This window comes from Nitrospirillum pindoramense, assembly GCF_007827955.1.
In the GTDB taxonomy this organism is placed as follows: Bacteria; Pseudomonadota; Alphaproteobacteria; order Azospirillales; family Azospirillaceae; genus Nitrospirillum; species Nitrospirillum amazonense_B.
The window spans coordinates 37573-61141 of the sequence record NZ_VITR01000020.1; the positions used below are offsets into that span (position 1 = coordinate 37573).

General features: G+C 67.8%; 28 protein-coding genes. 13 read left to right on the forward strand and 15 right to left on the reverse strand.

Translation table 11 applies throughout. From position 1 onward, the window contains the following. Nucleotides 1-143: 143 nt before the first annotated feature. Genes minE through minC form a run of 3 tightly spaced genes read right to left on the reverse strand, consistent with a single transcriptional unit; the run spans nt 144 to nt 2076 of the window. On the reverse strand, nt 144-452 hold the full coding sequence (gene minE, locus FBZ90_RS25055; RefSeq protein ID WP_145735993.1) for a cell division topological specificity factor MinE: 309 nt from the start codon (nt 450-452) through the stop codon (nt 144-146). Then, nucleotides 449-1264, reverse strand: coding sequence for a septum site-determining protein MinD (gene minD, locus FBZ90_RS25060; protein WP_145735995.1), 816 nt, complete (start codon nt 1262-1264; stop codon nt 449-451). Before minD ends, minE begins: the two co-directional genes overlap by 4 nt. Before the next feature lie 47 nt (nt 1265-1311). Next, nucleotides 1312-2076, reverse strand: a complete 765-nt coding sequence (gene minC / locus FBZ90_RS25065; protein ID WP_145735997.1) for a septum site-determining protein MinC — start codon at nt 2074-2076, stop codon at nt 1312-1314. A gap of 999 nt (nt 2077-3075) precedes the next feature. On the opposite strand from minC, the gene FBZ90_RS25070 reads away from it, so the two are divergent. The 8 genes from FBZ90_RS25070 (at nt 3076) to FBZ90_RS25105 (ending at nt 8309) form a co-directional block, all read left to right on the forward strand. After that, nucleotides 3076-3855 carry a PhoH family protein gene (locus tag FBZ90_RS25070; RefSeq protein ID WP_186456035.1) on the forward strand — a complete coding sequence of 260 codons (780 nt, stop codon included), beginning with the start codon at nt 3076-3078 and terminating at the stop codon, nt 3853-3855. Nucleotides 3856-3996: 141 nt separating this feature from the next. Next, complete coding sequence (locus tag FBZ90_RS25075; protein ID WP_246130867.1) at nt 3997-4668, forward strand: SCO family protein; 672 nt, start codon at nt 3997-3999, stop codon at nt 4666-4668. A 90-nt stretch (nt 4669-4758) separates the two neighbouring features. After that, nucleotides 4759-5277, forward strand: coding sequence for a copper chaperone PCu(A)C (locus FBZ90_RS25080; RefSeq protein ID WP_145735998.1), 519 nt, complete (start codon nt 4759-4761; stop codon nt 5275-5277). Nucleotides 5278-5457: 180 nt separating this feature from the next. Further along, entirely contained in the window at nt 5458-5862 is a 405-nt protein-coding gene (locus FBZ90_RS25085) for an AtpZ/AtpI family protein (RefSeq protein ID WP_145736000.1), read from the forward strand. Further along, a complete protein-coding gene (locus tag FBZ90_RS25090; RefSeq protein WP_145736002.1) occupies nt 5834-6601 on the forward strand; it encodes a F0F1 ATP synthase subunit A in 768 nt (255 codons plus the stop codon). Before FBZ90_RS25085 ends, FBZ90_RS25090 begins: the two co-directional genes overlap by 29 nt. A 67-nt stretch (nt 6602-6668) precedes the next feature. Further along, the gene (locus tag FBZ90_RS25095; protein ID WP_145736003.1) at nt 6669-6893 is read left to right on the forward strand and encodes an ATP synthase subunit C family protein; all 225 of its coding nucleotides are present in this window, start codon (nt 6669-6671) and stop codon (nt 6891-6893) included. 271 nt (nt 6894-7164) lie between these two features. Next, on the forward strand, nt 7165-7818 hold the full coding sequence (locus FBZ90_RS25100; RefSeq protein WP_186456036.1) for a F0F1 ATP synthase subunit B family protein: 654 nt from the start codon (nt 7165-7167) through the stop codon (nt 7816-7818). Continuing rightward, entirely contained in the window at nt 7818-8309 is a 492-nt protein-coding gene (locus FBZ90_RS25105; RefSeq protein WP_145736007.1) for a F0F1 ATP synthase subunit B family protein, read from the forward strand. The genes FBZ90_RS25100 and FBZ90_RS25105 overlap by 1 nt, the downstream gene beginning before the upstream one ends. A 102-nt stretch (nt 8310-8411) precedes the next feature. On the opposite strand, the gene FBZ90_RS25110 is transcribed toward FBZ90_RS25105, so the two are convergent. From FBZ90_RS25110 to FBZ90_RS25125, 4 genes are all read right to left on the reverse strand, one after another. After that, nucleotides 8412-8960, reverse strand: a complete 549-nt coding sequence (locus FBZ90_RS25110; RefSeq protein ID WP_145736009.1) for a hypothetical protein — start codon at nt 8958-8960, stop codon at nt 8412-8414. 78 nt (nt 8961-9038) lie between these two features. Next, nucleotides 9039-10847, reverse strand: a complete 1809-nt coding sequence (locus FBZ90_RS25115; RefSeq protein WP_145736011.1) for a M3 family oligoendopeptidase — start codon at nt 10845-10847, stop codon at nt 9039-9041. Between the two features lie 52 nt (nt 10848-10899). After that, nucleotides 10900-11934 carry an aromatic ring-hydroxylating oxygenase subunit alpha gene (locus FBZ90_RS25120; RefSeq protein WP_211102314.1) on the reverse strand — a complete coding sequence of 345 codons (1035 nt, stop codon included), beginning with the start codon at nt 11932-11934 and terminating at the stop codon, nt 10900-10902. A gap of 80 nt (nt 11935-12014) precedes the next feature. Continuing rightward, the gene (locus FBZ90_RS25125; protein WP_186456037.1) at nt 12015-12959 is read right to left on the reverse strand and encodes a LysR family transcriptional regulator; all 945 of its coding nucleotides are present in this window, start codon (nt 12957-12959) and stop codon (nt 12015-12017) included. 138 nt (nt 12960-13097) lie between these two features. Here FBZ90_RS25125 and FBZ90_RS25130 point away from each other — a divergent pair, with 138 nt between their 5' ends. Genes FBZ90_RS25130 through FBZ90_RS25140 form a run of 3 tightly spaced genes read left to right on the forward strand, consistent with a single transcriptional unit; the run spans nt 13098 to nt 14573 of the window. Next, complete coding sequence (locus FBZ90_RS25130) at nt 13098-13931, forward strand: DODA-type extradiol aromatic ring-opening family dioxygenase (protein WP_145736015.1); 834 nt, start codon at nt 13098-13100, stop codon at nt 13929-13931. A gap of 55 nt (nt 13932-13986) precedes the next feature. After that, the gene (locus FBZ90_RS25135) at nt 13987-14229 is read left to right on the forward strand and encodes an AbrB/MazE/SpoVT family DNA-binding domain-containing protein (RefSeq protein WP_186456038.1); all 243 of its coding nucleotides are present in this window, start codon (nt 13987-13989) and stop codon (nt 14227-14229) included. Next, nucleotides 14226-14573, forward strand: coding sequence for a type II toxin-antitoxin system PemK/MazF family toxin (locus FBZ90_RS25140; protein ID WP_145736019.1), 348 nt, complete (start codon nt 14226-14228; stop codon nt 14571-14573). Before FBZ90_RS25135 ends, FBZ90_RS25140 begins: the two co-directional genes overlap by 4 nt. A 74-nt stretch (nt 14574-14647) precedes the next feature. Here FBZ90_RS25140 and FBZ90_RS25145 read toward each other — a convergent pair whose 3' ends face one another. The 3 genes from FBZ90_RS25145 to FBZ90_RS25155 all read right to left on the reverse strand — a co-directional run bounded on the left by FBZ90_RS25145 (nt 14648) and on the right by FBZ90_RS25155 (nt 16205). After that, nucleotides 14648-14908, reverse strand: coding sequence for a DUF2312 domain-containing protein (locus tag FBZ90_RS25145; protein WP_145736021.1), 261 nt, complete (start codon nt 14906-14908; stop codon nt 14648-14650). A 104-nt stretch (nt 14909-15012) separates the two neighbouring features. After that, on the reverse strand, nt 15013-15321 hold the full coding sequence (locus tag FBZ90_RS25150; protein ID WP_186456039.1) for a DUF1244 domain-containing protein: 309 nt from the start codon (nt 15319-15321) through the stop codon (nt 15013-15015). A gap of 44 nt (nt 15322-15365) precedes the next feature. Further along, nucleotides 15366-16205 (reverse strand): N-formylglutamate amidohydrolase, encoded by an 840-nt coding sequence (locus FBZ90_RS25155; protein ID WP_246130868.1) that lies wholly within the window; start codon nt 16203-16205, stop codon nt 15366-15368. Between the two features lie 354 nt (nt 16206-16559). Between FBZ90_RS25155 and FBZ90_RS25160 the strand changes: the two genes are divergently transcribed. Both FBZ90_RS25160 and FBZ90_RS25165 read left to right on the forward strand, forming a co-directional pair. Next, a complete protein-coding gene (locus FBZ90_RS25160; protein ID WP_186456040.1) occupies nt 16560-17075 on the forward strand; it encodes a GNAT family N-acetyltransferase in 516 nt (171 codons plus the stop codon). 31 nt (nt 17076-17106) lie between these two features. Continuing rightward, nucleotides 17107-17874, forward strand: coding sequence for an alpha/beta fold hydrolase (locus FBZ90_RS25165; RefSeq protein ID WP_145736025.1), 768 nt, complete (start codon nt 17107-17109; stop codon nt 17872-17874). A 16-nt stretch (nt 17875-17890) separates the two neighbouring features. On the opposite strand, the gene FBZ90_RS25170 is transcribed toward FBZ90_RS25165, so the two are convergent. The 5 genes from FBZ90_RS25170 to FBZ90_RS25190 all read right to left on the reverse strand — a co-directional run bounded on the left by FBZ90_RS25170 (nt 17891) and on the right by FBZ90_RS25190 (nt 23562). After that, nucleotides 17891-18385 (reverse strand): P-loop nucleotide/nucleoside kinase family protein, encoded by a 495-nt coding sequence (locus FBZ90_RS25170; protein ID WP_145736027.1) that lies wholly within the window; start codon nt 18383-18385, stop codon nt 17891-17893. 126 nt (nt 18386-18511) lie between these two features. Beyond that, nucleotides 18512-19849, reverse strand: coding sequence for an NAD(P)/FAD-dependent oxidoreductase (locus tag FBZ90_RS25175; protein WP_145736029.1), 1338 nt, complete (start codon nt 19847-19849; stop codon nt 18512-18514). Between the two features lie 76 nt (nt 19850-19925). Continuing rightward, nucleotides 19926-21413, reverse strand: coding sequence for a cryptochrome/photolyase family protein (locus FBZ90_RS25180; protein ID WP_145736031.1), 1488 nt, complete (start codon nt 21411-21413; stop codon nt 19926-19928). A 412-nt stretch (nt 21414-21825) separates the two neighbouring features. After that, nucleotides 21826-22560: a ligase-associated DNA damage response endonuclease PdeM gene (gene pdeM, locus FBZ90_RS25185; RefSeq protein ID WP_145736033.1), complete on the reverse strand. Its 735-nt coding sequence runs from the start codon at nt 22558-22560 to the stop codon at nt 21826-21828. Between the two features lie 21 nt (nt 22561-22581). Beyond that, nucleotides 22582-23562, reverse strand: a complete 981-nt coding sequence (locus tag FBZ90_RS25190) for an AraC family transcriptional regulator (protein WP_145736035.1) — start codon at nt 23560-23562, stop codon at nt 22582-22584. Nucleotides 23563-23569: the final 7 nt, after the last annotated feature.

Below are 23569 nucleotides of genomic sequence, written 5' to 3' on the forward strand. Positions count from 1 at the left end.
AACGGACCGGCCTTTGCCGAGTTCATATCCGCCCGCCTCTCCTCAGGCCAGCGACCGCTGGCCCCGGGGGGGGGAGCACCGCAGGGCGGAACCAGGATAGCCAAGGCCGCGGATGCGGTCGCCCGGCGCCTGAGGGATAACGATCAAGCGTTCCCGGCCGCCGCGACCTTGCCGGCGGCGGCGCGGGCCGCCCCCTTGGCTGGGGCGGGCAGTTCCACGTTGACCTCCAGCGTGGAATAGCCGCTGGCCCGGTCCAGCTTCACCGCCACCTTGTCGTCGTCGATGGAGACGTACTTCTTGATGACGTCCAGCAGCTCTTTCTGCAGCTGGGGCAGGAAGTCGGGGCTGTCACGGCCAGCCCGCTCATGGGCCAGGACGATCTGCAGGCGTTCCTTGGCCTGGTCGGCCGCGGACGCCTTTTTGGGCGTGCGGAAGAAATCGAAAATGCTCATGCGGTCCTCCGCAGCAGCCGGTCGAAGAAGCCCTTCTTCTCCACTTTGACGAAGCGGTGCTCGATCTTTTCGCCCAGGAAGCGGCCGACAGCGTCGGAATAGGCCTGACCGGCGTTGGACTTGTCGTCCAGCACCACGGGCATGCCGACATTGCTGGCGCGCAGCACGGCGGGGCTTTCCGGGATGATGCCCAGCAGCGGGATGGCCAGAATCTCCAGCACGTCCTCGACCTTCAGCATCTCCCCCTTCTCCACCCGCTCGGGGTCATAGCGGGTGACCAGCAGGTGCTCCTGCACCGGGGACTCGCCCTTTTCGGCGCGGCGCGACTTGGCCTGGATGACGCCCAGGATACGGTCGCTGTCGCGCACCGAGGAAACCTCGGGGTTCGTCACGATGATGGCGTGGTCGGCAAAGTACAGTGCCATCAGGGCGCCGCGCTCGATGCCGGCCGGGCTGTCGCAGATGATGTAGTCGAACTCTTTCTTGAGCTCTTCCAGGATCTTCTCGACGCCTTGCTCGGTCAGGGCGTCCTTGTCGCGGGTCTGCGAGGTGGGCAGGATGTACAGGTTCTCCACCCGCTTGTCCTTGATCAACGCCTGGCTGAGGCGCGCCTCGCCATTGATGACGTTGATGAAGTCGAACACCACGCGGCGCTCGCACCCCATGATCAGGTCCAGGTTGCGCAGGCCCACATCGAAATCGATGATGCAGGTCTTGAACCCCCGCAAGGCCAGGCCGGTGCCGAAGGCGGCGGATGAGGTGGTCTTGCCGACGCCGCCCTTGCCCGATGTCATGACGATGATCTTGGCCAAGAACGTCTCCCTTGGAAAAGAAGGTTACTGGGAAAACCGGCCGTGCGTCAGACGGTGACCGGATCGATGTGGAGGAAACCCTGGTCCAGGTAGATCTGGACCTGGCGGCGCAGGACGGATTTCTCCAGATCCTCGCTCACCCGGTACAGCCCGGCGATGGAGACCATCTCCGCCTCCAGGCTTTGGCAGAAGATGCGGGCGTTGCGGTCGCCCGCCATGCCCGCCAGCGCGCGACCGCGCAGCGAGCCATAGACATGGATGTTGCCGTCGGCCACCAGCTCGGCCCCCGGCGATACCGACCCGATGACCACCAGGTCGCCACCCTGGGCGTACAACTGCCGGCCGGAACGCACGTTCTCCCTGACCAGCAGGGTGGCCTTCTGGTAGGGCAGGTCGTGCGCCGGGGCGGCGGCGGGCGCCGCGGCGGCCGGGGCGTCGGCCACGGCGACGGGACGGGGGGCGGCCGGCTGCGCATCCGCCGCTGCGCGCCCTTGCGGGAACACGGCCAGACCGACGGCCAGCGCCGCCTCCTGCTGTTCACGGGTGCCGCCCTGCAGGCCCACGGCGATCAGGCCCAAGGTGCGCAGCAGGTCGCAGAAATTCTCAAAATCAAAACCCTGTCCCGGCGGAAGATCGTCCAGGTCCAGCACTACCGGCGCATTGCGGAAAAAATTGGGCGCTTGGCGCACCTTGTCCGACAGGGCGAAAAAGAAATTCTGGGCATGCGGGTCGGAAACCTTCAGCACCATCATGGTGAAGTTGCTGCCGCGCAGTTGGAACGGCGCGTCCCGAAATGCCACTTGGTTGCTCATCTCGCCCCTGACCCCTTCAATCCCTTGGCTTCCTGACCATCACCCGCCCGCGCCGACCGAAATGCGGCAAGAAACCCGGCAAAGCCGGACTTAAGCCAACGATCGCCCGCAGGGGGCAGAGGGTCCTCGAAATGCGGGGGCACGTCCATGGGCCCCGGACTTATCCGGGGCGGGCAGGACGTCGCCCCAGGCCGTACCCATCGAAGGCGCGTTTCAAAACCAGATGGGCGCGGGCGTCAAGGGAATCCTCAGATCCACATTTTGAGCGGAAAGCGCCAGCGCACACAATATTTATTGAGTCTTAGTGCACCTTCGGGGTGGCCGGTCCTGATGGGGGCGGCGAGGCCGCCGGGCCAGCGTCTTGAATCGCGGGGCCGTTTTCGCCGCAACGCGGCAATCCGGTTGGAAAGGGGCCGCCCCAGCATCGCCAACCTGGACACGGGGGAATGCCGACTCGGTCCCACCGGCCTAGCCCCCGTCTGCCGACTCGGCCTACTCCCCAACCCGGGCGGGGCACTACATATGGGGTGTGAATCTTTCATGTATGCCCCATGGATTGCTGACAGACGCTCGCACCTGCGGTAGAGTGCATACCAGGGTCGTCACTCGAGAATGACGGAACGGTGTGTTGCCAAACTGTGCGCCGCTGCCTTTGTCACGACATGCACGCCGGGGGAGGGGCCTTCCCCTGATGCCCCCGCCGCCGTCGCCCCTCGAACGATCAATCCAGGATCGGCCCCCATCGCCCCCCGGACTGGCGTCCCCCGGACCCGCACGCCGGCCTTCCGCACTTGGATGCGGACGGCCCGCCCGGCGCCCGGCGATGGCCCTCATCAAACCGCATGCCCCGTTGAGTTGGGGATGCGGTTTTTTCGTGCCCGGTCTCCGGCGCCCGGGGTCCCAACCCCCGGGGTCGCCCGGCACGCGGTTTACTGCCTGCCTAGTAACCAGGCCGCGGGTGTTCCCGCGGCGCAATCCGGTGTGACTGAGGAGACAGACATGGCCAAGCGTCCAGTGAAGGTGCCCCCCGGCGGCTCCAGCTCCGACAAGGTGCGCCCGCTTTTTCCCGATGCCATGCCCGGCCGGTCGGCCAATGGGGCAGCCGGCGGGCCGGCCAGTTCCGGCTGGGACCCGGTGGAGGAGCGGCGGGATCAGAGCTATGTGCGCAAGGTCAAGCCGCAAAGCCCCAATCAGAAGGTGCTGATGGAGGCCATCGCCACCCATAATCTGGCGCTGGCCTTGGGCCCGGCGGGCACGGGCAAGACCTACCTCGCCATTTCCAGCGCGGTGGAAGCGCTGGAGGCCGGCCGCGTCGACCGCATCATCCTGTCCCGCCCGGCCATCGAGGCGGGGGAGAGCATCGGCTATCTGCCGGGCGACATGGGCGAGAAGATGGCCCCCTTCCTGCGCCCGCTGTATGATGCGCTGAACGACCGCCTGGGCGGCAAGCGCCTGCGCACCCTGATGGCGGAGGGCACCATCGAGATCGCGCCGGTGGGCTTCATGCGCGGCCGCACCCTCAACAACTCTTTCGTGGTGATCGACGAGGCGCAGAACTGCACCTACGGCCAGATCAAGATGCTGCTGACCCGCCTGGGCTGGCATTCCACCATGGTCCTGACGGGCGATCCGGACCAGTCCGACCTGCTGAATGGCTTGTCCGGGCTGGCCGACATCGCCCGCCGGCTGGAGGCGGTAGAGGGCATCGCGGTCGTTCGCCTGAACGACCGCGACATCGTCCGCCACCCGCTGGTGGCCAGCATGCTGACCGTGCTGTAAAGCGCCTGACGGCTTGATGGGAAGGGCGGGCGGCGCCGGAGGGTGCCGCCCGCCTTTGTTTTCCCCGCCTTTGTTTTCAGGGCCGGGGCGCGCTAGGGTGGGGGGGACCCATCTTCCCGTCGCACGGGCGCTGCACATCCCATGGCCAAGAAACGTCTGATCCGCCTGCTGGTGACCCTGGTGCCGGCGCTTGCCTTCGCGGCCCTGGTCGCCTGGTGGCTGGGGGCGCCGCCTTCGTCGCGCCCGGCGTCCAGCGCCAGCAGCACGGGCGCCGCCCCAGCCTCGGGCGGCGGCGGCCAGATCGTGCCGGGCGTGGCCGTGGGCGGTCCTTTCACCCTGGTCGATCAGTCGGGCAAGACGGTGACGGAGAAAAGTTATGCCGGTTTCTGGCGGCTGATGTTCTTCGGCTACACCTTCTGCCCCGACATCTGCCCCACGGAACTGCAGGTGATGACCCAGGCCATGGACCAGCTGGGGGTGGAGGGTGACAAGGTGCAGCCCATCTTCGTCAGCGTCGATCCCGGCCGCGACACGCCGCAGCAACTGTCCGACTATGTGGCGCAGTTCCATCCCCGGCTGGTTGGCTTGACCGGCACGGCCGCCCAGGTGGCGGCGGCGACGCGCGCCTGGCGGGTCTATGCCGCCAAGGTCGCCGGCGACGATCCGGATAATTACCTCATGGATCATTCCACCTACGTTTATCTCATGGACCCGGACAACCATCTGGCCACCATCTTCGCCCGGGGCACCACGGCGGAGGATATGGTGAAGGGCATCCGCGAGGCCATGGCCAAGGCGTCGGCGGGGAAGTAAGCCGGAATCGCTGGGCGCTTCCGTCCTCTTGTGGGACTCCTGCCTTCCAGGCACATCGTGCCGTCACTTTCTCGAACCGGGGTTGAGCCCATGGCCCGCGTCCGTTCCGTTCTCGCGTCCCTGATGATCGCCGCCGCATCGGCGGCTCTGCCCGTCGTCGCGTCCGCCCAGGGGGCGGCCGTCCCGGCGCCCGCCATCCAGGCCACCGCCGCCTGGGCGCGGCCCACCATCCGCGGTGCCCGCGCCGGCGTGGCCTTCGTCACGCTGCACAATGCGGGCCCGGCCGACCGGCTGGTGGGCGTCGACGCCGACGTGGGCAAGATGGCCCAGCTGCATGTGATCACGGTGGTGGACGGCATCGCCCGCATGCGGCCGCTGATCGACGGCGTCGTCCTGCCGGCGGGGGGCACGGTGAGCCTGAAACCCGACGGGCCGCATATCATGCTGATGGGCCTGACCCAGCCGCTGGTGGTGGGGCAGCGCGTCCATTTGACCCTGCGCTTCAAGGCCGCGCCGCCCCTCACTGTCGAGGCGACGGTGCTGGCGCCGGGGGCGGAGCCGGGCATGGCCGGCGGTGCCACGCAGGGTGGCGGGCGGAGCGGGGGCTGAGCTTGGGACATCACCCCTGCGCGTGCAGCGCGGGGCGCTAAAATAGTCCTTTAGAATCATGCACTTGATCCTGTGCTTTTGCGACTTGACAGGGGGTGGGCCGCCCCGTATGGTGCCGCCGCTTTCGCATGGCGACGACTCCATTGCGGCGGAAGGGGCATACCTCCAGGGGTTTAGACCTTGACGGACCAGACACCCCCGCCTTCCTTGGATGAGCTTGAGGCCCGCTTGCGGGAAGCGCGACGGGGCGCCGAGTCTTCCTCTTCCTCTCCCACACAGCGGAAAGATGAGGCGGGCAACGGTTTCCTGGGTGTCGCGTTCCGCATCGGCGCTGAGCTGGTCGCGGCGATGGTGGTCGGCGTCGGTGGCGGTTTGGTCATCGATCGCTGGCTGGGCACGTCGCCCTGGGGGCTGATCGTTATGTTCGTCCTGGGGTCGGCGGCCGCGATGTTGAACGTATACCGGGCCGTGAACGGCATGGGATACGCGGTGGGATACCGGCGGCCGGGCTCGGACGCCAATTCAGGGGGCGGAACCAACTCCACCCCCGCCAAGGATGAAGGTGAGGGGAATCGTGGCCACTGATCCGCTGCATCAGTTTCGCATTGAGCAGATCGTTCCTCTGCATCTCGCTGGGCACGACGTCTCCTTCACCAATTCTTCCTTCTACATGGTGGTCGCCGCCGTCCTGATCACCGGGCTGCTGGTGGCCGGAACCGCCTCGCGCGCGCTGGTCCCGGGCCGGCTGCAGTCGGTGGCGGAGCTGCTGTACGAATTCGTATCGGGCATGGTGCGGGACAACGCGGGCGCCGAGGCGCGCCCCTACTTCCCGCTGGTGTTCGCCATCTTCGCCTTCGTGCTGTTCGGCAACATGATCGGCATGGTCCCCGGCACCTTCACGTTTACCAGCCACATCGTCGTGACCTTCACGCTGGCGGCCTTGGTGTTCGTGTTCGTGACCCTGGTGGCGCTGATCCGCCACGGCTTCCACTTCTTCAGCTTCTTCTTCCCCTCGGGCGCGCCCATAGCGCTGGCGCCCATCCTGATCCCCATCGAGGTCATCTCCTACCTGATGCGGCCGGTCAGCCTCTCCATCCGACTGTTCGCCAACATGATGGCGGGCCACACCATGCTGAAGGTCTTTGCCGGCTTCACGATCACCATGATCGGTGCCCTGGGTGCCGTCGGCTGGCTGGCCGGCGCCGTGCCGGTGGCGATCAACGTGGCCCTGATCGGCTTTGAGATCATGGTCGCCTTCCTGCAGGCGTACGTCTTCACCATCCTGACCTGCCTCTACATCCGCGACGCCATCGAGCTGCACTAAGCCCGGGTTGACCGTCGGTAGAGCCTGTCTTCACCTTTCAACCGTTCCATCACAGAGGAAGTCTATAATGGATCCGCAAGCCGCTAAGTTCATCGGCGCCGGTCTGGCCATGTTCGCCCTGGCTGGTGTCGGCATCGGCATCGGCAACATTTTCGCCAACCTGATCGCCGCCGTCGGCCGCAATCCGGCCGCCCGCGCTTCCGTGTTCCCGATCGGCATTCTGGGCTTCGCGCTGACCGAAGCCGTGGCGCTGTTCGCGCTGCTGATCGCCTTCCTGATCCTGTTCACCTAAGCCTGATATCCGGGCGTTGATGGAACGGCCCCGTGGGGCGGCCTTTCTGGGGCTGGCGTCACGGCATTGACAGGGACGGGGCGGGGTTGGCGGTTGCCGACCGCCGCCCCCGATCCCATGTCCGGGACGCGTTCCGACAGCGCTTCATCGCAGGTTCCGATCCGATTTCCGGCGATGGCCCGGTTCTGGGCGTCCTCCATGGCAAATGTCCATGGCGGCGGGCTTGGTACCAGCCCCAAATCCGGGCGATCTCGCAATCAAGGTGATCTTCATGGTGAATCCAAGGCTCATGGTGTGGCTGAAGGGCCTTGCCGCCGCCGCCGTGCTGACGGTGGCCCTGGGCGGCACGCCGTCGTTCGCGCAGACGGGTGAAGAAGCCGTCCACGCGTCGGACAGCGTGGAGCAGGAAGCGGGCGTGCATGACGAAAAGGGTCTGCCCCAGCTGAACACCAAGACGTTCGCGTCTCAGATTTTCTGGCTGGCCGTCACCTTCGGCACGCTCTACGTGCTGGTGGCCAAGGTCGGCCTGCCGCGCGTCGGCGCCGTTCTGGAGGCCCGTGAGGCCAAGATTTCCGGTGACCTGGACAAGGCCACGGCGCTGAAGGCCGAGACCGACGCCATCGTCGCCGCTTATGAGAAGGCCGTGGCCGAGGCCCGCGCCAGCGCCCACAAGCTGCTGAATGAGACGGCGACCGCGGCCGATGCCGCCGCCGCCCAGCGCACGGCTGACGTGGTTGCCGGACTGGTCGCCAAGCAGAAGGAAGCCGAGGCCCGCATCGAGGGCCAGAAGCAGACCGCGCTGGCCAATGTCCGCACCGTGGCCGCAGAGGCCGCCGGTGCCGCCGTCGCCAAGCTGGCGGGCGTCACGCCCGACCAGGCCGGTGTCGATGGCGCCGTGGATGCCGCCCTGAAGGAGCGTGCGTGATGTTCGATCTGCAGAATCCCACTTTCTGGGTTGGCGTCGCCTTCGTCGTCTTCTTCGCCCTGGTGATCTGGAAGGGCGGCCTTGGCGCCCTGGGCAAGGGCCTGGACGCCCGGGCCGAGAAGATTCGCCTGGAGATCGAGACCGCGCAGAAGCTGCGCCAGGACGCCGAGGCGGCCCTGACCGCCTATCAGAAGAAGCAGCGCGACGCGATGAAGGAGGCTGACGCCATCATCGCCGCCGCCCGCGAAGAGGCCGAACGCATCCGCCAGCACGCGGAAGCGGATCTGGAGGCCACCCTGAAGCGCCGCGAGGCCCAGGCCCTGGAGAAGATCGCCCAGGCCGAAGCCGCGGCTCTGCAGCAGGTGCGCAGCCTGGCCGTGGACGTGGCCCTGGCCGCCACCGAGTCGCTGCTGACCCAGACCATCGACCAGTCGCGCAGCGACGCCATGGTGGCCACGGCCATCGAGGAGCTGCCCGGCAAGCTGCATTGAGGTTCAAGCTGCACTGATCCCCGGGTCAGCGGCTCAGCCAAAATGAATAAAGGGCGGTCCCGTTGGGGCCGCCCTTTTGCCATGCGCGGTGGGAAGGGGGCGCTACTTCGGCTGGTACTCCACCACCGGCGCCACCTTGCGGGCGGCCTTGCCGACGCCCCGGCGCAGGGTGACCTTGGTGTGGCCGGCCTTCCAGTCGGCGCTGGCCGACTCGGCGTCCTTCTGCCGGCCGGCGGGGGCGCCCAACTGCTTCACCAGCAGCGCGTCGATGCCGTCGCCGCACTCCTTGGACGCTTCCTGGCCGTAGAGGGTGACGCGGCGCAGCGCGTTCTTTTTCATCTCGAAGTCCACGGCATAGGCGCAGCCGCCCAGGCGTACGCTTTCCAGGCCGAACAGGTAGCGGACATGAGTGCCGCTCCCCATTTCGAATTCCCGCGCCTTGGGATAGGCGGCCAGGATCTGCTTATGGGTCATGCCCCAGGTGACCTGGCCCCAGCCGTTCAGATCCTTGGCCTTCGCCGGCGGTTTCTTGGCCGCCTCGTGCTTGCCCGTTTCGTGCTTGGGGGCGGCCGCCAGCGCCGTGCCCGCGGCGGCGCTGAAAGCCAGGGCCGCCAGCAGGCCAAGGCCCCGGCGGGAAATACGATGGTTCATGGGTGTTGTTCTTCGTACCAGGAGGAATGCTCCAGATCGGGAAGACCCGAATCGAAAATCGGACAAGCCGGCGGGCGCTCAGCCCAGCGCCTCCAGCTCATCAATGAAGCCCTTCAGCATGCCCAGACCCTTGTGCCAGAAGGCAGGGTCGGTGGCGTCCAGGCCGAAGGGCGCCAGCAGTTCCTTATGCCGCTTGGTGCCGCCGGCCGCCAGCATCTCCAGATAGCGGCGCGCGAAGGCGTTCGATTCGTTATGCGCCGACGCCTCCTCGAACGCGGCATAGAGGCTGTTCACCAGGCAATCCCCGAAGGCGTAGGCGTATACGTAGAAGGGCGAATGGATGAAGTGCGGGATGTAGGACCAGTAGGTCGCATAGCCCGCGTCGAATCGCAGCGCCGGTCCCAGGCTTTCCGTCTGCACCGCCAGCCAGATTTCGCCCAGCCGCTCCTCCGACAGCTCACCCTGTCGCCGTTCGCTGTGGACGCGGCGTTCGAAGTCATAGAACGCCGTCTGGCGCACGACGGTGTTCAACATGTCCTCCACCTTGCCGGCCAGCAGGGCGCGGCGGCGGGCGGGGTCAGTCTCGGCGGCCAGCAGGCCACGGAAGGTCAGCATCTCCCCGAACACGCTGGCCGTCTCCGCCAGGGTCAGGGGCGTGTCGGATTGCAGGTGGCCTTGGCCGCCGGCCAGCACCTGGTGCACGCCGTGGCCCAGCTCATGGGCCAGCGTCATGACGTCCCGCGTCTTGCCCATGTAGTTGACCAGCAGATAGGGATGGGCGCTGGGCACGGTGGGGTGGGCGAAGGCACCGGGATTCTTGCCCGGCCGGACGGCCGCGTCAATCCAAGCGTTATCGAAGAATCGCCGCCCCACCCCGGCCAGGTCGGGGCTGAAGCGGGCGTAGGAGGACAGCACGATTTCCCGCGCCTCCTCCCAGGGGATGGTGCGCTCCGTCTCGTCGGGCAGGGGGGCGTTGCGGTCCCAATAGTCCAGGGTGTCGCCGCCGAACCATTTGGCCTTCAGTTTGTAGTAGCGGTGCGATAGCCCGGGGTAGCTGTCCTTGACGGCGCCCACCAGCGCCTCCACCACATCGTCCTCGACGCGGTTGGACAGATTGCGCGCGGACCAGGGCCGATCATAGCGCCGCCACTTGTCCTCGACCTCCTTGTCCTTGGCCAGGGTGTTGGTGATCAGGGTGAACAGCTTGATGTTGCGGCCCAGGACGGCACCGATCTCAAGGGCCGCCGCGCGGCGCACCGCGGTCTCCGGCGCGGACAGCAGGTTCAAGGCTTCCGCCGAGGTCAGATCCTGGCCATCGATTCGGAACCGTAACGATGCCATGGTCTCGTCGAACAGGCGGGTCCAGGCGTTGCGGCCCACCACCGCCTTCTCGTGCAGGAAGCGCTCCAGCTCATCGGACAACTGGTGGGGACGGAAAATGCGGACATCGCGCAGCCAGGCGGCGTAACGCTGCACCTCCGGCGCCTTCAGCTTGGCGTCGATGTCCTTGTCGGCCAGCTGGTTCAGTTCCAGCGTGAAGAACAGCAGGTGGACGGAGACGGCGGTCACCCTCTCCTGCATGGATTGGTAAAAGCGGGCGATGGCGCCGTCGCTCTGGTCCCCGGCGTATAGCAGGCCGGCATAGCTCATGATCCGCGTCAGCGTCTCATCCAGCGCCTCGTACGCAGCGACCGCCTGGCCCAGCTCCTTGCCCGACAGGCTGGGCAGCTTGCCCGCATGGCGCTGATGGAAGGCCTGGGCCTCCCGCTCCACCCGGTCCAGATCGGCCTTCAGCCGCGGGCACTCGGGCCCAGTGTACAGGTCGGACAGGTCCCAGGTGGGCAAGGCGCCCAGGGCGTCAGTGGATTCGGCGGCGGTCGCGGTCATGCCCGTCCCTCTTCAGCAAGCGGTCAGGGCATGACTATAGCGTGCCGGGGCGTTAACTGCGCCAGCGCAGGACGGTGTCGCGCACGGGATTTTCGAAGGGGCGCTTTTCCTCGCGGGCGCGCCGGAACTCGTTCTTCAGCTGATAATACCAACGCGCCTGGGTATCGGCGTCCTTGATCAGCATCAGGGTCGGGTTGTGGCGCAAGCCCTGCTGCTGCATCACCACCGCGTCGCGGTCCTGCCCCAGGAAGCGCTGGGCGATGGGGCGGAACACCGGCTTCAGCAGGCTGGCCCAGGGCATGGTCCAGTAGAACATGTTGGTGATGCGGGTGTTGTTCTCATCCAGCGGCGTCACCGCCGTCAGGTTCCACACCCGGTTCTTGCCGGCCTCGATGGTTTCCGTGCGCACGCCGGGCAGGCGGAAGGAGATTTCCGTCTCCGGCACGCCGCCCAGGATGGCATAGGCGCGGGAGTTGCTGGAGGGCCGGTGCTTCTTCATGACGAAGCCGAAGGGCGCCGGACCGAAGGCCTTCTGCTTGGCATGGATGGATTTGGGCGTGCGCCAGAACCAGGACTGGTGGACGAAGGGGCCATGCGCCGGGTCCATCAGGCCCACCACCGCATGATCCAGGTGGCAGGGGAAATCCATGGTCATCAGCATGTCGGGCTGCTTGTCGGCGGGCAGGCCTGGCGGCTGCGGCGGGTCCTGGTCGGGCTCATCCGTGCCCATCCAGATCCAGATGTTGCCGCTGATCTCCCGCACCGGGTAATCGCGCACGCGGATGCGGTTCAGGTCGAAGTCCTGCCCCTCGACCAGCGACGGGATGTCGGTGCACTTGCCCTGCCGGTCGAAACGCCAGCCGTGATAGCAGCACTCCACCTCCTTGCCGTCGAACCGGCCGCAGGACAGCGGGATGCCGCGATGGGGGCAGATGTCCCGCAGGGCGAAGACGCCGCCATCCGTGGCGCGGCCCAGCAGGACAGGCTGGCCCAGCAGGGTGATGGCCTGCATGGCGCCCTTCGCCAGGGCGCTGCCGGGCATGGCGAAATACCAGATGTCGGTCAGAAAGAAGTTCGGCTCGGCCAAGGCGTCGTCACCAGTCAGGGGAGGGGGCGAATCAGGGCCCGCACTCTACATCGGCGGGGCCATGGGGCCAATGAGACAGGTCAACCGGGGGCCGGGGCACTGGCGGGGACCGGCGGCAGCGCCCGCGCCACCTCCGCCACCCGGCGGCGCAGCCAGGCATGGGCCGGATGGCTGTCCAGGCGGCGGTGCCAGACCATGGACAGGCGCATGCCGCTGGCCGGCAGTTCCGCCGGCAGGGGCCGCACCGCCAGGCCGAAGGCCGCCGCCAGGGGATGGGCCACCCGCGCCGCCATGGTGCAGAGCAGGTCGCTATCGCGCAGCATGGGGGCGGCCACCAGCAGATGGGAGGCCACCACCGCCAGGACGCGTTGCCGTCCCAGGCTTTCCAGCATGCGGTCCACCGCCCCCACCTTGGACGCCGTGGCCGACACCAACAAGTGGGAATAGGCGAGGTAGGTGTCCAGCGTCCACGGCGTGTCCAGCGCCGGGTGGTCCGGCCGCATCAGCACCGCCAGGCCGTCGCGCACCAGCATCTGCCGCGTCATGTGCGCCGGCGGGTCGGGCAGCATGCCCAGGGACAGGTCCAGCAGGCCCGATTCCAGGCCGGGCAGGGCGTTGTCCTTGTCGGCATGGCGCAGGACCAGCGACAGGCCGGGCGCCTCCTTTCTCAGGGCCGCGACCAGGGGCGGGCCCAGCACGAATTCCGCATGGTCGGACAGGCCCACGGTGATCGCGTCCCGCGCCTCGCATGGCTTGAACGGGCGGCTGGCGACCAGGGCGGCGCGCACCTGGTCCAGCGCGCCCTGCAGGGGCCCGGCCATGGCGTCGGCCACGGCGGTGGGCACCATGCCGGCGGGGGTGCGGACGAACAGTTCATCGCCGGCCTGCTGGCGCAGTCGGGCCAGCGCATTGCTGACCGCCGACTGTGACAGGCCCAGCGCCCGCCCCGCCCGCGTCACCTGCCGCTCACGGTAGAGGGCGTCGAAGACGTGCAACAGGTTCAGGTCGATGCGGCTGATATCCATGCAGGGCGCCCTCCGAAGCATCATCACTATGGTGAATGATGATCTTGGTTGCCAGTGATTTGGCAAATGACGAGGTCAGGGCCATGTTGGAGGCTAACGAAGCCTGTTTCCCAACCTTTCGGCATTAAGGTCCCCGCCATGTCCTCCGTGTCATACGCCGCCGCCACCCCCGCTTCCGCCCCGGTACGGCGCCAGCCGGTCTATTTCATTTCCCACGGCTCCCCCATGTTGGCGCTGCAGGATAGTGAGGCGCGGCGTTTCTTGCAGGATCTGGGGCGCGACATCCGCGCGGCGGGCGCGCCGCGCGCCATCCTGGTGCTGTCGGCGCATTGGGAAACGGCGGCGCCCACCGCCTCGCTGGCCCAGCAGCCGGAAACCATCCACGACTTCGGCGGCTTTCCCCGCGCGCTGTTCGAGATGCAATATCCCGCCCCCGGCGCGCCAGAGGTGGCGCGCGCTGCCCTGGCGGCTCTGGCCACCACCGGCATCACGGTGATGGCCGGCGAGACGCGCGGCCTGGACCACGGCGCCTGGGTGCCCCTGATCCTGATGTTTCCGGAGGCGGATATCCCGGTGGCGCAGCTGTCCATCCAGCCGCACCTGGGCCCCGCCCATCACCGCCGGCTGGGGGAGGCGTTGCGGCCCTTGCGGGACCAGGGCGTGCTGATCATGGCCTCAGGCTCCCTGACCCATAATCTGCGGAACCTGGTCTGGGAAGGGACGGATGAGGTGGCCCCCTGGGCGGCCGCGTTCCAGTCCTGGATTCATGACAAGGTCAGCGGGGCGGACATCGCGGCGCTGGATGACTACCGCGCCCGTGCCCCGTTCGCGCGCCAGAACCATCCGCGTGACGAGCACCTGCTGCCCCTGTTCGCCGCCGTGGGTGCTGCGACACCGGGACAGCCCGGCCGCCGCCTGCATGACAGCGTGCAACTGGGCGCCCTGGCCATGGACGCGTACCGGTTCGATTGACGAATTTGTATATCCGGCGGATAGCCTGTACCTTGCGCAAAGCCAGGAGGCCATCATGCAGGTTCAGATTTCACGCTGGGGCAACAGCCTGGGGCTGCGCGTGCCCAAGGATATCGCGAGAGAGGTGGGGCTGGCTGAAGGCGACCGGGTCGAGGTGGTGGCCGAGCAAGGCCGGATTGTCATCGCGCTTGCCCGTCCACGCTATCGGTTGGCTGACCTGCTGGTCGGCATGACCCCGCATGACATGGGGGGCACCTTCGATTGGGGTGAGGACGTGGGCCGTGAGGTGGTCGAGTGACCGACTACCGGCCCGAGGCCGGTGACCTGATCTGGACCGATTTCGATCCCAGGCTGGGACGGGAACAAGGGGGGCGCCGGCCGGCCGTTGTCGTGTCGCCATCGGCTTTCTGGGATGCCAGCCGCTTCGCCATCGTCTGTCCGATCACCAGCAAGATTCGTCCCTTCGGAACCAGCGTGGTGCTGCCGGACGGCTTGCCGATCGCGGGTGAAATACTGACCAGTCATGTCCGCAGCATAGACACCTTGGCGCGGGTTATCCGGCCCATCGGGGCTTCAATTCCGTTTGATGTCTTGGCGGACGTGAGGGCGAAGTTGGGGGCCCTCATCGGCTTTCCGGGCTAAAGAAAAAGGCCGGACACCCCTGGGGCATCCGGCCTTGATCCCAACGGCGGCAGGGCCCTGTCGGGCCCCGCAGCTCACTCCATGCCCAGCGCGGCCTTGTAGAGCTCCAGCAGGGCGTCCTGCTCCTGCCGGTCGTTCTTTTCCATCTTCCGCAGGCGGATGATCTGGCGGAGGATCTTGGTGTCGAACCCCGTGCCCTTGGCTTCGGCGTAGATATCCTTGATATCGTCCGCGATGCCCTTCTTGTCCTCTTCCAGGCGCTCGATACGCTCAATGATGGAGCGCAGGCGTTCGCCGGCGATGCCGCCAACATCCGTTACCGGGGCGTCCGACATGGGGAATGCCTCTTATCTTAAGTGGGTGGTCTGAATGGTGAGGGCGCGACCTTACCTGCGCCGTCCCGGATGGGCAAGCGTCGGAAAGGGAAGGTCGCCTCGCGTCAGTCTCTCGGCTTGTTCTGCTCGAACGCGGCCTTCTGCTCCGCCGTCGCCTCGCGCTGGTGCAGGCGTTTGAAATCCTCATACGGCATTCCATAAACAATCTCCCGCGCTGCCTCATAGTCCAGATCCACGCCCCGCTCTTCGGCGGCGGCGCGATACCATTTGGACAGGCAGTTGCGGCAGAAACCGGCCAGGTTCATCAGGTCGATGTTCTGGACGTCGGTGCGCTCACGCAGATGCGCCACCAGCCGGCGGAAGGCCGCGGCCTCAAGCTGCACCCGGGTGGCGTCGTCGATCTCGGGAACCATGGGAATATCCTCTGGGTGAAGGGGGCCTGGATGAAAGGGCCGGCTCAGGCGCCGGCCAGGACGTGATGTATATCGGCGCGGCCGATCAGCTGTCCAAGGGCTTGGGCCAGCAGGGTGGACCAGCGCTCCACGCCGTCCGCGTCGCCGATCAAGTCCTGCCGCACCTCGATCAGCACCCCCGGCAGGCCCGGTTGGGTGGAATGGGTCTTCAGGGTGTAGCCGTGGCCATCGCGCCCGGAATAGGGGACGTTGTCGCCGACCACCACGCCCGGCAGGGTCCGCAGCAGGTCCAGCAGCGGCAGGGGCAGGCGGCCGTCCTGGTCCCACAGCACGCCCAGGTGCCAGGGCCGCTGGAAGCCGTCCATGACCGGCGTGAAGCTGTGGATGGAAAGGATGGCCGGCACCTGGCCCGCCGCGCGCTTGGCGTCCACGCAGGCCCTGACCGCGGCGTGGAAGGGGTGGAACAGGGCATCCAGGCGCGCCTGGCGCTCTGTTTCCGTCAATGTCTGGTTGGCCAGGATGGGCGTGCCGTCACTGACGACCGGCATCAGCGTCGGGCTGTCCAGCGGACGGTTCAGGTCCACCACCAGGCGGGAGTAGCCGGCAACGACCGCCGGCGCGTCCAGCCGCCGGGCCAGGGCCCGGGTGACGGCCTCCGCCCCGATGTCCCAAGCGATGTGGCGTTCCATATCCGCCGCCGAGACGCCCAGGTTGGCAAGGCGCGTCGGCACCCGGCGCGAGGCATGCTCGCACAACAGGACCACGGGGGCCGCGCCGTTTGGGTTCACGACCGTCACGGCCGGCGGCTCATCCGGGGCGAGAAAGGGCGCGGCGAAGGGGGAGGCGGCCAAGGGGGAGGTAGGGGTCGGGGATGGCGTGTCCAAAGGGGATGCCCGTGGTGAAGGTCATGCCCCGGCAGGATAGCGGCCCTGGCCCCGGATGGAAGCCCTGCCGATCATTTCAGCACGATGACGGGCCGCTTGCACACCAAGGGGATTATCGTGAAAATAGCAAGAGGTGCATCCGCGTCGTCGCCCCGGCCGTCTCCTCCGTGCATAATTTTTATCGACACAGCTTTACCGTGCTCGCGGCGGCTGGGCGCATTTTCCGTACGAACGGCTGCGGCCTGTCAGCTCCGGAGTGGGCAATATCCGGGTGGGCTTCCAAGGGTGGGACGACAATTGGGCGGCATGTACCGGTCTAGCATACGCACACCTCCGCCGGATGCTCCGGCCCCGGTGATCCGGCCAGGCCAGGCCGATGATGCCGAGGGCATACGCCAGGTCCACATCCGCTCCGTCCACGCCTTTTGCGCCGGCCATTACTCGCCCGAGCAGCTCATCGCCCTGTTGGGTGGTCGTGAGGCGGCGGATTACCGCGCCGCCATGACCGAATGGGGGGAGCATGTGCTGGTGGCGGAGCAGGCGGAGCGTGTCGTGGGTTTTGCCGCCTTGTACAGCGCGGAGGTCCGCGCCGTTTATGTCGATCCCGTTGCCGCCAAAGGCACGGGCCGGCGCCTGCTGGAGGGAATCGAGGGACTGGCGGGGGCCCGGGGGGCCGGTGCCCTGCATCTTACCTCCTCCCTGAACGCTGTCGGTTTCTATGAGGCGATGGGGTACCAGCGCCAGGGCCCCAGGCTGATGACCATGGGCTGCGGCACTCAACTGGCCGCCTGGGGCATGCGCAAGGCGCTCAGCCGCCCCGTGATGGCCGACTTTCAGGAATCCATTCCAAACGCCGGAGCCGGGCGATAGCTTTGGGGCCAGTGTCCCCAATGCCGGATTCATGCACGTGGCCCCGACCGACATCGCCGTCCAGTATTTCTTTGGCCATGATGGCCAGCGCTTGGCCTATCGGGAGGTGGGGCAGGGCCGTCCGCTGGTGCTGATCCACGGCTATTTCTCCACGGCGACCGTCAACTGGCTGAAATATGGCCATGCCGCCCGCATCGCCGAGCGCGGCTATCGCGTCATCATGCCGGACCTGCGGGCGCACGGCGACAGCGCCAAGCCGCATGAGGTGTCGGCCTATCCCCCCGATGTCCTGGCCGACGACGGCCTGGCCTTGGTGGAGCATCTGGGGCTCAGCGACTATGACCTGGGGGGCTATTCCCTGGGCGGGCGCACCACCATGCGCATGCTGGCGCGGGGCGCCACCCCGGCCCGCGCCGTCTGCGCCGGCATGGGGCTGGCCGGCCTGACCCACACCGCCGGCCGGGGGGAGCATTTCCGCCGCATCCTGACCAACCTGGGCAGCTTTCAGCGCGGCACGCCGGAATGGATGGCGGAGGCCTTCCTGAAGACCGTGGGCGGCGACCCGGTGGCGCTGCTGAATATCCTGGAAACCTTCGTCGACACGCCTTTGGCTGTGCTGGCGGGCCTGGACCTGCCCGTCCTGGTCACCGCCGGGGCCCAGGACCAGGACAACGGCTCCGCCGCTGACCTGGTCGCGGCCCTGCCCAATGCCCGCTACACGGAAATTCCCGGCGACCATATGAGCGCCGTGACCAAGCCCGACCTGGGGCGTGCCATCGCGGATTTCCTGGCCGGCTGATACTCCAGCGGCAGGTTCAGCCCGTCGGATAGCGGAGGACGCTGAACCCTTCCGCCGGGTCCGGCGGGACGAAATAGCGGGTGATGGCGTCAAACTCCGCGTCGGTCGCGGCGTAGTCGTGGCCGCCCGCGGCGTTGCGGGCGCGTAGGCGCTGGCGGCAGACCTCGTCGGGCACGTCCAGGTAATGCAGGGTGTGGGCGGCGCCGGCCTCCTCAAACAGGCCGCGCATCCACCGGCGCAAGGCGGGCGTGTTGGCCGGGAAGTCCAGCACCACCGACAGGCCGGCCCGCAGCAATGCCACCACATGCGGGCCCTGGACCTGACGCAGGCGGGCGCTGAGCCGGATGTAGTCGGCGACGCTGGTCAACTCATCGGGATACAGGCGGGCCAGCCAGTGGTCCTCGCTCAGGAGGATCGTTTTGGGCGCCGCCGCCAAGGTGCCGGTCAGCGTGGACTTTCCAGCGGCGATCTTGCCGCACACCAGGTGCAGCATGGGCGTTGGCGGTGTCATGGGGCGATGTCCTTGGTGAGTGCTGACTGGGATGAATGCCAAAGGCCCGGCCTGACGATCAGGCCGGGTTGGTAATTCGCACCCCGTGTCGCAAGACCAAGGACATCACGTCCTCATCCCCCCGCTTCACCCGGCTGCCGCCAGGTGCGCGCTTCCCCGCGGACGGGCGTTGCGTCCGGCGGGGGAGGCGTCCGCCACCTGCCAGGGCCGTTGGGCGCCCAGTGACTCCGCCACCGCCAGGCCGGCCGACAGGCCATCCTCATGGAAGCCGTAGCCGCAATAGGCGCCGCAGAACCAGGTCCGGCGCACGCCCTGGATCAGCCCCAGGTCCTGCTGCGCCGTCGCGGCGGCCAAGTCGAACATGGGGTGGTCGTAGATGAACTCGCGCACCTTCAGCGACGGGCGCGGCTCCACGATGGGGTTGAGGGTGACGAACAGCGGCACCCGCTTGTCCACCCCTTGCAGAAGGTTCATCCAGTAGGTGACGGACACCTTGGCGTCACGGTCGCGGGTGCCGTTGGCGCTGTAGTTCCAGCTGGACCAGGCCTTGGGGCGCCGGGGCATCAGCAGCGGGTCGCGGTGCAGCACCGCCCGGTTCATCTGATAGCGGAAGGCGCCCAGGATGCGGCGCTCCTCTTCCGACGGGTCGACCAGCAGGGCCAGCGCCTGATCGGCGTGGGTGGCCACCACCACCTGCTCGAAACTGCCGCTCCACCCCTGGGTGTCCTGGATATGTACGGCGCCAGCGGTCCGCCGGATGGAGGAGATGGCGCGCCCGACATGCACCCGTCCTTCCAGCGAGCGTGTCAGCCGGGTCACGTAGGTGCGGCTGCCCCCCGTCACCGTCCGCCACTGCGGCCGGTCCTTCAGCTTCAGCAAACCGTGGTTGCAGAAGAAGCGCACGAAGCTCTGCACCGGGAAGGACAGCATCTCCCCGATGGTGGACGACCAGATAGCCGCCCCCATGGGCAGCAGGTGGTCGTAGATGAAGCGGTGGCCGTAGCGCTGCGCCACCAGGTATTCGCCCAGGGTCATGGCCGCGGCCGAGGGCTGGTCCAGCAGGGCCGGCGCCGTCTTGTAGAAGCGCAGGATGTCGCGCAGCATCAGATGGTAGGTGGGCGACAGCAGGTTGCGCTTCTGGGCGAACATACCGGCCAGGTTGGTGCCGGAATATTCCAGCTTGCCCCCGTCCAGCGTCACGGCGAAGGACATGTCGGACGCCTGGGTCGGCACGTCCAGATGTTCGAACAGGGCGATCAGATTGGGGTAGGTGGCGGCGTTGTAGACGATGAAGCCCGTGTCCACCGGCAGGGGATGGGCACCGCGGCCGGGCACGTCCACAGTATTGGAATGCCCCCCCAGATAGCCATTTTGTTCGAACAGGGTGACGTCGTGGCCCTGGCGCGCCAGCAACCAGGCGCAGCTCATGCCGGTGATGCCGGCGCCGATGATGGCGATTTTCATACCCGCGCTCCCGCCGGCCGAAGGCCCGCTGTCCTGGTCATCCACTTGATCCCGCATCGGCATTTAATCCCAGCTGTCACGTGTTGTCGTCCTTGATCGCGGCGAATGTGTCCAGCGCCCGCTGGCGTGCCGTCTTATGGTCCACCACCGGGTGGGGATAATCATGGCCCAGCCGCACGCCCGCCGCCCGCAGGGTCATGGCGTCCGCCGTCCACGGCTGGTGCAGCACACTGTCGGGCAGGCCCGCCAGTTCCGGGACCCAGCGGCGGACATACGCCCCCGCCGCGTCGAACTTCTCCCCCTGCAGCACCGGGTTGAACACTCGGAAATAAGGGGCGGCGTCGGCGCCGCAGCCGGCGATCCATTGCCAGCCGCCGGCGTTGTTGGCCAGGTCGGCGTCCACCAGCGTGTCCCAGAACCAGGCCTGGCCGGCGGTCCAGGGCAGCAGAAGATGCTTTACCAGAAAGGAGCCGACGATCATTCGCACCCGGTTGTGCATCCAGCCCGTGGCCCACAGCTCCCGCATGCCGGCGTCGACGATGGGATAACCGGTGCGGCCCCGTTGCCAGGCTTCCAGGCGCTTGGCGTCCTCATGCCAGGCGAAGGCCTCGAACTTGGGGTTCAGCGGCCGCTCCGGCAGGAAGGGGAAGTGGTACAGCAGATGGTGGCAGAACTCCCGCCAGCCCAGCTCGCGCAAGAAGCCGGCAACGCCCTTGTCCATACCCTCGCCTTCCGGGGCACCGTCGCCCTTGGCCATGGCCGCCGCCCAGATCTGGCGGGGGGATATCTCGCCGTGGTGCAGGTGGGGTGACAGGCGCGAGGTCCAGGGCTGGGCGGGATAATCGCGCCCCTCCGCATACTGCCCCACGGCGGAATCCAGGAAACCCGCCAGGCGCCGGGCGGCGCCCCCTTCGCCGGGCGTCCAGGCGGCGCGCAGGCCGCTGGCCCAGTCGGGCTTCGTCGGCAGCAGGGCCCACTCCGCCAGCCGGTCGCCGTCGGGCGGGGTGGGCAGGGCGGTCAGCGCCGTGGGGGAGGGCAGGGGCTCGCCCGGATTCAGCCCATCCGTCAACCCTTCCTTCACCGCCCTCCAGAACGGGGTGAACACCTTGTAGGATCCGCCGCCGCCGGTCTTCACCGTCCAGGGCTCGGCCAGCAGGGCGGCATTGAAACTGTCGACGGCGACACCCCCCGCCTTCAGGTCGGCCTTCAGCGCGCTGTCGCGGGCAATGGCTTGCGGCTCATAGCAGCGGTTCCAGGCCACGGCGCCGGCACCCAGCTCCCGCACCAGGTCGCGCAGGACCACGTCCGAGCGGCCACGCCTCAGCACCAGGGGACAGCCCAGGCCCTCAAGGGCCGCCCCCAGGGATGACAGGCTGTGGTGCAGCCACCAGCGCGACGCGGCACCGGGCGCCCAGGGTGCCGCCCCCTGGTCGTCCAGGATGTAGAGGGGCACCACCGGCCGGCCGCTGCCGACGGCATGGGCCAGCGCCGGATTGTCAGCCAGCCGGAGATCCTGTCGGAACCAGACGATGATGGGGGCATGGGGATTGGGGGAGGCGGACATCAGGCGAACCCTAGCAAATCTGCAACTGACAGGCGGCAGTGGGCGCTGCAATAGCGGGCAAGAAAAACCTCTCCCTTCGAACCCGGCTATAGGCCTTTGAGTGGGTTTTTCCGGATGGTGGATGGATCGTCGCAGGACGATCCGCGTATGACAAAAGATACGTACCCGCCCGTCCGGTGGATCACCTCCATCGAGATCTACTCCCAACCCTATCCTGATGTATTGGCATGCTTGTTTTTTCCCGGGGGGCTCCTATCTGAAACAATGTCCGCTCGATGATCCAGTTACCGGTTCCCCCATCCCGGCCTGGTTGCGCACCCCCCAAAGCGCGTTCGGCGGACGACCTAAGGGCGGCCCGGGTCCCCCCATCCCCGGGCCGCCCGTTTCCTTTTCTGGGGTCCCTATCGATCAATCAGACCGTGCCGGTTTGTGCCCAGTCGCCGCCCAGGACATGGGTCGAGTGGAAGGCGTAGCCGCGATCCCGGTGCAGCAGCACGATGCTGAAGGCGCCGGGGAACAGCCGGCGCAACGCCGCGTCGCGCACGTCCAGCCCGCCGGTGTAGGCGCCAAAGGCCGGCAGCACCAGGCGGTGGCCGTCGGTGATGAAGCAGCGCCCCCCCACCCGCCTGGCCCGCGTGGGCACGCTGGCCTTGGGGTGGTAGTGGCCGGAGATTTCACCGGCGGCGGTGACGCCCTGCGCTTCATGCCGGAAGACCAGGGGCCCCTCGATCCAATCGTCCACCACCTGCCCGCCCCAGTCCGGCGGCGGGGCCGGGTCGTGGTTGCCCACTACCCACAACCATTCATGACCACCCGCCAGGGCCGCCAGCCGGCGCCCATCCTCCGCCGACAGGCGATCTCCCGCGCGCCTGTCGTGAAAGCTGTCCCCCAGGCATAGCACGCGGCGGGGGGCCAGGCGGCGGCAGGTCGCCTCCAATCGCGCCAGCGTGGCCGCGGTGTCGTAGGGTGGCAGCAGGGTGCCGCGCGCCGCGAACGCCGATCCCTTTTCCAGGTGCAGGTCGGCCACCACCAGCAGGCCGCGTTCCGGCCAGAACAGGGCGCCGCTGGCGTCCGCCAGCACCATCGCCCCATTGACGGTCAGGGGGGTCTGGTCGCCGGTGCTGCCGGTGCCGAAACGGGCGTTCATGCGAAAAAGGTCCCCACTCAGTCAGGCGCGCGCCGCGTCCCGGTAGTCCCCAGGGGCGGCATGGTAATGGCGTTTGAAGGCGCGGCTGAACGCGCTTTCCGATTCATAGCCCACACGGGCCGCCGTCTCCGCCAGCGACAGCCCCTCGGCCACCAGGTGGCGCACCGCCAGCGTCATGCGCACCTGGGCCAGGAAGGCCAGCGGGGCGGGGGCGCCGGCGGCGCGGAAGGCGCGCACCAGGGTGGCGCGGGAAAGATGGGCCTGGTCCGCCAGTTCGTCCAGGGTCCAGGCCCGGGCCGGATCGCGCACCAGGGCGGCCACCACCCGCGCCGTGGCCGGGCGCGCCAGCAGGCCGGCCGCTTCCGTGCCCGCGCCATGGCCCTCCAGATGGCCGCGCAGGATCATGGTGAACAGGGCGCGGGCGAGGTCGGTGGCGATGGCGCGGCCACCCGGCCGGGGCAGCGCGACCTCATCCCGGATGGTTTCCACCAGGCGGGCCAGGCGCCGGCTTTCCCGCTGGTCGGCGGCCTTCAGGTGCACCGCCTCCGGCAACAGGGCCAGCAGCGGGTTGTCCGCCACGCGCTCAAACGCGAATCGCCCGCAGATCAATTCCAGGGCCAGCGGTGTGGCGGAACCATCCGACGGGACCGCCGACACCGCCTCGGGCAGGTCGCTGGTCCATTTGACCTCCACTACCCCGTTGTCGCGGTGGTTCAGCCTCGTTGTGGGTGCGGCAACGGTTCCGGCGGTGCGCACGGTGTGCCGCGTGCCATGCGGCAACAAAAGGACATCGCCGGCGGCCAGGTGCAGGATGCGTTCCAGATCGGGCAGCAGCACCTGGGCGCTGCCGGCCGTCACGATATGGAACGGCGCCATGCCCAGGGGTTCGCGGGCGTGGGGTGCGGACCAGCCGGGCCCGAACAGGCAGTGCTGTTCCACCAGGGGACGCACCTGGATCAAGGGGGCCAGTGTGCTCAGCACGTCGTTGCGACCGTCGTCCATGGACTTT

Excerpts from the sequence above, each read along its gene's own strand:
- FBZ90_RS25145 (WP_145736021.1), bottom strand. The coding sequence starts at position 14,908 with ATGTCGGACGCCCCGGTAACGGATGTTGGCGGCATCGCCGGCGAACGC.
- minE (WP_145735993.1), bottom strand. The coding sequence starts at position 452 with ATGAGCATTTTCGATTTCTTCCGCACGCCCAAAAAGGCGTCCGCGGCC.
- FBZ90_RS25075 (WP_246130867.1), top strand. The coding sequence starts at position 3,997 with ATGGCCAAGAAACGTCTGATCCGCCTGCTGGTGACCCTGGTGCCGGCG.
- minC (WP_145735997.1), bottom strand. The coding sequence starts at position 2,076 with ATGAGCAACCAAGTGGCATTTCGGGACGCGCCGTTCCAACTGCGCGGC.
- FBZ90_RS25175 (WP_145736029.1), bottom strand. The coding sequence starts at position 19,849 with ATGAAAATCGCCATCATCGGCGCCGGCATCACCGGCATGAGCTGCGCC.
- FBZ90_RS25180 (WP_145736031.1), bottom strand. The coding sequence starts at position 21,413 with ATGTCCGCCTCCCCCAATCCCCATGCCCCCATCATCGTCTGGTTCCGA.
- FBZ90_RS25080 (WP_145735998.1), top strand. The coding sequence starts at position 4,759 with ATGGCCCGCGTCCGTTCCGTTCTCGCGTCCCTGATGATCGCCGCCGCA.
- FBZ90_RS25090 (WP_145736002.1), top strand. The coding sequence starts at position 5,834 with ATGAAGGTGAGGGGAATCGTGGCCACTGATCCGCTGCATCAGTTTCGC.
- FBZ90_RS25170 (WP_145736027.1), bottom strand. The coding sequence starts at position 18,385 with ATGACACCGCCAACGCCCATGCTGCACCTGGTGTGCGGCAAGATCGCC.
- pdeM (WP_145736033.1), bottom strand. The coding sequence starts at position 22,560 with ATGAACGCCCGTTTCGGCACCGGCAGCACCGGCGACCAGACCCCCCTG.
- FBZ90_RS25125 (WP_186456037.1), bottom strand. The coding sequence starts at position 12,959 with ATGGATATCAGCCGCATCGACCTGAACCTGTTGCACGTCTTCGACGCC.
- FBZ90_RS25135 (WP_186456038.1), top strand. The coding sequence starts at position 13,987 with ATGCAGGTTCAGATTTCACGCTGGGGCAACAGCCTGGGGCTGCGCGTG.
- FBZ90_RS25130 (WP_145736015.1), top strand. The coding sequence starts at position 13,098 with ATGTCCTCCGTGTCATACGCCGCCGCCACCCCCGCTTCCGCCCCGGTA.
- FBZ90_RS25110 (WP_145736009.1), bottom strand. The coding sequence starts at position 8,960 with ATGAACCATCGTATTTCCCGCCGGGGCCTTGGCCTGCTGGCGGCCCTG.
- FBZ90_RS25165 (WP_145736025.1), top strand. The coding sequence starts at position 17,107 with ATGCACGTGGCCCCGACCGACATCGCCGTCCAGTATTTCTTTGGCCAT.
- FBZ90_RS25095 (WP_145736003.1), top strand. The coding sequence starts at position 6,669 with ATGGATCCGCAAGCCGCTAAGTTCATCGGCGCCGGTCTGGCCATGTTC.
- FBZ90_RS25150 (WP_186456039.1), bottom strand. The coding sequence starts at position 15,321 with ATGGTTCCCGAGATCGACGACGCCACCCGGGTGCAGCTTGAGGCCGCG.
- FBZ90_RS25105 (WP_145736007.1), top strand. The coding sequence starts at position 7,818 with ATGTTCGATCTGCAGAATCCCACTTTCTGGGTTGGCGTCGCCTTCGTC.
- FBZ90_RS25100 (WP_186456036.1), top strand. The coding sequence starts at position 7,165 with ATGGTGAATCCAAGGCTCATGGTGTGGCTGAAGGGCCTTGCCGCCGCC.
- FBZ90_RS25070 (WP_186456035.1), top strand. The coding sequence starts at position 3,076 with ATGGCCAAGCGTCCAGTGAAGGTGCCCCCCGGCGGCTCCAGCTCCGAC.
- FBZ90_RS25190 (WP_145736035.1), bottom strand. The coding sequence starts at position 23,562 with ATGGACGACGGTCGCAACGACGTGCTGAGCACACTGGCCCCCTTGATC.
- FBZ90_RS25115 (WP_145736011.1), bottom strand. The coding sequence starts at position 10,847 with ATGACCGCGACCGCCGCCGAATCCACTGACGCCCTGGGCGCCTTGCCC.